Origin of the sequence: Mesorhizobium sp. M1A.F.Ca.IN.022.07.1.1 (genome assembly GCF_003997575.1) — a bacterium.
Lineage (GTDB): Bacteria > Pseudomonadota > Alphaproteobacteria > Rhizobiales > Rhizobiaceae > Mesorhizobium.
In genome coordinates, this window is the sequence record NZ_RZST01000413.1 from 1 (window position 1) to 4,603 (window position 4,603).

A 4,603-nucleotide genomic window follows, 5' to 3' on the forward strand; every position below is an offset into this window, starting at 1 on the left:
GGCCGGCGGTGTGGAAGAACATCGTGTTCTTGAGCTTGGCCTTGCGCTCGCCTTTCAGCACTGCCTCGGCGGCTTCTTCGACATCTGGCAATGCCCGCGAATTCATCGGGCGCGTCAGCACGCCCGGGGCGAACTGGCCCTTTTCGCCGACGACCTCGCAGATCGTGCTGCCATGCTGTCCCGAGCGTAGCCGATTCATCACGACCGTGCCGACGGCGATCATGCCGTCACGGCTCGACCGGTTGGACTCGAAGAACATCGCCCTTTGCAGGCACTCCTTGTCCTTCATCGAGTATTTATAGGAACGCGAGCTGAGGAAGCTCGGGATGACGGCGTCGGTCAGGCTCGCCACCGACATGCCATGTGAAGCGGTCTGGCTGCAGCCGGCCAGGAGCAAGGGGGAAGCGGCGATGCCGATAAGCAGCAGCGGCGTCTTCCATCGCGTCGCGATCAACAATAAAGCCTCATTTCCAGATGCCAGCCCGCCCCGAGATGTGGCAAGAATGAGACTCTTTCAGGCAAAAAGATGGCTAGATGGTTAGCAACCTCTGGACTTGGGTAAAACTTTATGAATGTCGCGAAATGAGCCCGTGAGCATGCCGGCAAAATGGTTAATATTGCGGCCCGGGCTCAATTTTCGTTCACAATCAATTAACTGGTGGCAGATGCCCTAGAACGGCAATTTCATTCCGGGCGGTATAGGCAAGCCCGCAGTCAATGCCTTGGTCTTTTCCTGCATGACCAGCTCGACCTTATTTTTGGCATCATTGTGAGCGGCCAACAGCAAGTCTTCGAGGATCTCCACCTCGTCGTCCTTCAGCAAGGACGGATCGATCTTCAGCGCCTTCATTTCGAACTTGCCGGTCAGGGTCACGCTGACCAGGCCGCCACCCGCCTGCCCAGTGGCTTCCAGGGTGGCGATCTCATCCTGCATGGCCTGGAACTTGGCCTGCATTTCCTTTGCCTTGCCCATCAGGCCGAGAAGATCCTTCATCGTGAAACTTCCTCTTGTTGGAATCTACGTTAACGCGAGTATGATCTTGACCGAAACCGGTCCGCACTCTTTCCCTGACGCGTTCGTCAGCTCTAAATCTCTTCGTCGTCGGCAGCCGGCTCAACCGGCAGGTCGGCGTCAGCGCCTTCCGCTTCCGGCACATCGGGAATGCGCACGTCGATGATCTTGGCGCCGGGAAAGCGGGCGAGGATGGCGGCGACGGTCGGATCGCTCCTGGCATCGGAGAAGGCGTTCTCGCGCTTTGTCGTCTCCATCTCGGCCAGCGTCTTGCTACCCTCTTCCTTCGACAGCGAGACCAGCCAGTTGCGGCCGGTCCAGGCACGCAGCTTGGAGGTCAGGTCGTTGAGCAGCATCTTGGGCGCATCGTCGGTCAGGCTGACATCGATGCGGCCAGGCTCGATGCGCACCAGCCGCACGCAGCGCTTGACCAACACCTTGAAGGCGATGTCGCGGTTGGCATCGGCCAGGGCCGCGATGTCGGCCAGCGACTTCACCGGAACGGCCGGTGTTTCGATGACCGGTTCGGGCGCCGGGACGAAGGCGGCGGGCGCGGGCTGCATCTCGACCAGCCGCATGGTCTGCCCTCCGCCGTTAGAGGCCGGCATCCGCGCCGGCGCCACGGCATTTGTGCCGCCGCCACTGCTTGCCGGCGCTCCATTGGCGCGCGGAGCGCCATTCGGCACAGGGGCCGCCCCCTCGAGCGATTTCAGCGCTTCGTCCAGCGGCGGCAGGTCGGCGGCGTGCGCCAGCCGGATCAGCACCATCTCGCCGGCGCTGACCGGACGGTTGGAGGACTGCACCTCGGGAATACCTTTCAGGAGCATCTGCCAGGTTCGCGAGAGCACGCGCACCGACAGCGTGCTCGCAAATTCGGCGCCGCGCCGCCGCTCGTCCTCGGAGAGCGAGGCATCATTGGCCGCGGCCGGCACGAACCGCAGACGCGTAACGAGGTGGTTGAATTCCGCCAAGTCGGTGAGCACCGCGGCCGGATCGGCGCCGGTATCGTATTGCGCGCGGAATTCGGACAAGGCCGCCGCAACATCGCCCTTCATGACGTGCTCGAACAGGTCGATGATACGGGCGCGGTCGGCCAAGCCCAGCATGGCGCGAACGGCGGCGGCGCTGACGGTGCCGCTGCCATGGGCGATCGCCTGATCGAGGATGGAGAGCGAATCGCGTGCCGAGCCCTCGGCGGCCCGCGCAATCATCGCCAAAGCCTCATCATCGACGGAAATACCTTCCTTCGCGGCAATCGAGGAAAGATGCGCGACGAGCGCGCCGGCATCGATGCGCCTCAGGTCGAAGCGCTGACAGCGCGATAGAACCGTGATCGGCACCTTGCGGATCTCGGTGGTGGCGAAGATGAATTTGACATGCGGTGGCGGCTCTTCCAGCGTCTTCAACAGGCCGTTGAAGGCCTGGGTGGAGAGCATGTGCACTTCGTCGATGATGTAGACCTTGTAGCGGGCCGAGACCGGCGCGTAGCGGACGCGGTCGATGATGTCCCTGATGTCGTCGATGCCGGTGTGGGAGGCCGCGTCCATCTCGATGACGTCGACATGGCGGCCTTCCATGATCGCCTGGCAATGCTCGCCGGGGGTCGAAAGGTCGACGGAGGGTTGGTCGACAGTGGCGGTTTTATAGTTCAGGGCGCGTGCGAGAATGCGCGCCGTCGTCGTCTTGCCGACACCGCGCACGCCGGTCAGCATCCAGGCCTGGGCGATGCGGCCAGTGGCGAAGGCATTGGTGAGCGTGCGGACCATCGGCTCCTGGCCGATCAGTTCGGAGAAATTGGAGGGGCGGTATTTGCGCGCCAGCACGCGATAGGCGCCGGCCTTACCTGTCTCCAGGCTTTCTGGCCCCGAATTTCCGGCTTCGCTCATTCGCCGTCAAAAGCTCCAAGGACCGCGACGGAAGGCGGCCGATTCCTGCGCATAGTCTCGCCCGCACGGCTCGGCGCCGTCAATGTCGCGGGAGAAAGGCGAAGAGGCGGGAGGCTGGAACAATGACCCGTTCCGGGCTCGTTAGGGCTGCTTCCTTCCGGACCTGACCCGGTTGGCGAGTGGATCGTCCACCACCAACCTCCCAAGCTCCATATCGGCAATTCAGCGGCGAAATGCAAGGGTCGTAGTGGATCAGCGGCCAGGCCATGCGGTGCAGACGACCTTCAAATCCGCAGGAGCGGTCAATGATTCGCTTGCAGCCACCTTGCCGTCGCTCTAGCGTTCAGGGTTTGAAGCATTCTCGAAAAGTGAGGGAAACGCCCATGCTGCCTGGCCTAAAGGCCGGTTTCACACTGGACGCCCGGTTGGAGGCGGACAGTGAGCAGCTCATGTGGCTCGGCCTGTGCGAGCTCCGGCTGATGAACGATCGCCGCTGGCCGTGGCTGGTCCTGGTGCCGCAGCGGCCGGGCGTGGAGGAAATCCACGACCTGACGCCGCTCGACCAGACGATGCTGACCTTCGAGACCAATATGGTGGCGCACGCGCTGAAGCGGGTGACCGGCTGCACCAAGATCAACACCGGGGCGCTCGGCAACATCGTGCGCCAGCTGCACGTCCATGTCATCGCCCGCAGCGAGAGCGACCCCGGCTGGCCAGGGCCGGTCTGGGGGCATGGCATGCGCGAGCCGTATGAGCGCTCCGACATCCGCCGGTTTGCCGAAAAGATCAAGGCAGCGCTATAAAGCCATCAGTGTCCATTCCTGCCCCTCCTCGAGTCTCCTATGAACTTTCGTCTGTTTGACGCGCCTATGCGCGAGCCGAGCCAATTCGTCGGTTTCGCCGGCAACCGGATCGACCGGCAATCGGAAAACCGCGCCGACGACGCGGTCGAGAAGGCGCTTGGCGAGCGATCGGCGCGGCTGATGCTGATGCATGGCGGCAGGCTTTATCTGAAGCTCGACGACGGCAAATTCGACCCATGGTTCGAAGCGGCGGAAAGCCAGGCCTTCGAGGTTTCGCCCGACGGCGGCGTGCTGCTCGGCCTTTCGGAGAGCGGCCCGGTGCTGGCCGTGCCCGCCGGCATCGAACCGGAAAATCTCCCGGAAACGGTGAAGGCGATCGACTACCGCTCCGTCTATATGCAGGGGCTGATAGACGAAGCGGCGGCCGGCGCGCTGGCGCAGGGCGCTGCGCTGCTCGCCTGGCATGCCAGCCACGCTTTCTGCAGCAAATGCGGCAATCGCTCGGAGATGCGCGCCGGCGGCTACAGGCGGCATTGCCCGGCCTGCGGCACCGACCATTTCCCGCGCACCGATCCGGTGGCGATCATGCTGACGGCGACGCGCGAGAAATGCCTGCTCGGGCGCGGCCGGCATTTCGGGCCCGGCATGTATTCGGCCCTTGCCGGCTTCATCGAGCCCGGCGAGACGATAGAGGCGGCGGTGCGCCGCGAGACGCTGGAGGAGGCCGGAATCCGGCTCGGCCGCGTCGTCTACCACGCCAGCCAGCCCTGGCCGTTCCCCTATTCGCTGATGATCGGCTGCTTCGGCGAGCCGCTCAACGAGGACATCCAGGCCGACCTGAACGAGCTCGAAGACTGCCGCTGGTTCTTCCGCGATGAGGTGCGCTCGATGCTGGAGAGGAC

5 protein-coding genes and 1 other RNA gene are annotated in these 4,603 nt (G+C 63.7%); 2 read left to right on the forward strand and 4 right to left on the reverse strand.

Annotation, left to right across the window (positions count from 1 at the left end):
* The 4 genes from EOA75_RS29230 to ffs all read right to left on the reverse strand — a co-directional run.
* Positions 1–454, reverse strand: a 454-nt coding sequence (locus EOA75_RS29230; protein WP_206517056.1) for a cell wall hydrolase, incomplete at its 3' end; no start/stop codon positions are given.
* A gap of 216 nt (positions 455–670) precedes the next feature.
* Entirely contained in the window at positions 671–994 is a 324-nt protein-coding gene (locus EOA75_RS29235; RefSeq protein WP_066996259.1) for a YbaB/EbfC family nucleoid-associated protein, read from the reverse strand.
* 92 nt (positions 995–1,086) lie between these two features.
* Positions 1,087–2,898, reverse strand: a complete 1,812-nt coding sequence (locus EOA75_RS29240) for a DNA polymerase III subunit gamma/tau (protein ID WP_127325785.1) — start codon at positions 2,896–2,898, stop codon at positions 1,087–1,089.
* Positions 2,899–3,004: 106 nt separating this feature from the next.
* Positions 3,005–3,101: signal recognition particle sRNA small type (gene ffs / locus EOA75_RS29245), an RNA gene on the reverse strand.
* A gap of 180 nt (positions 3,102–3,281) precedes the next feature.
* On the opposite strand from ffs, the gene EOA75_RS29250 reads away from it, so the two are divergent.
* Positions 3,282–3,701: an HIT family protein gene (locus EOA75_RS29250; protein WP_066996253.1), complete on the forward strand. Its 420-nt coding sequence runs from the start codon at positions 3,282–3,284 to the stop codon at positions 3,699–3,701.
* Between the two features lie 39 nt (positions 3,702–3,740).
* The coding region (gene nudC / locus EOA75_RS29255; protein ID WP_127325786.1) for an NAD(+) diphosphatase at positions 3,741–4,603 on the forward strand (863 nt) is incomplete at its 3' end.

Bases quoted from the DNA above. Each gene is read 5' to 3' on its own strand.
- EOA75_RS29250 (WP_066996253.1), top strand. From the start codon at position 3,282: ATGCTGCCTGGCCTAAAGGCCGGTTTCACACTGGACGCCCGGTTGGAG.
- EOA75_RS29240 (WP_127325785.1), bottom strand. From the start codon at position 2,898: ATGAGCGAAGCCGGAAATTCGGGGCCAGAAAGCCTGGAGACAGGTAAG.
- EOA75_RS29235 (WP_066996259.1), bottom strand. From the start codon at position 994: ATGAAGGATCTTCTCGGCCTGATGGGCAAGGCAAAGGAAATGCAGGCC.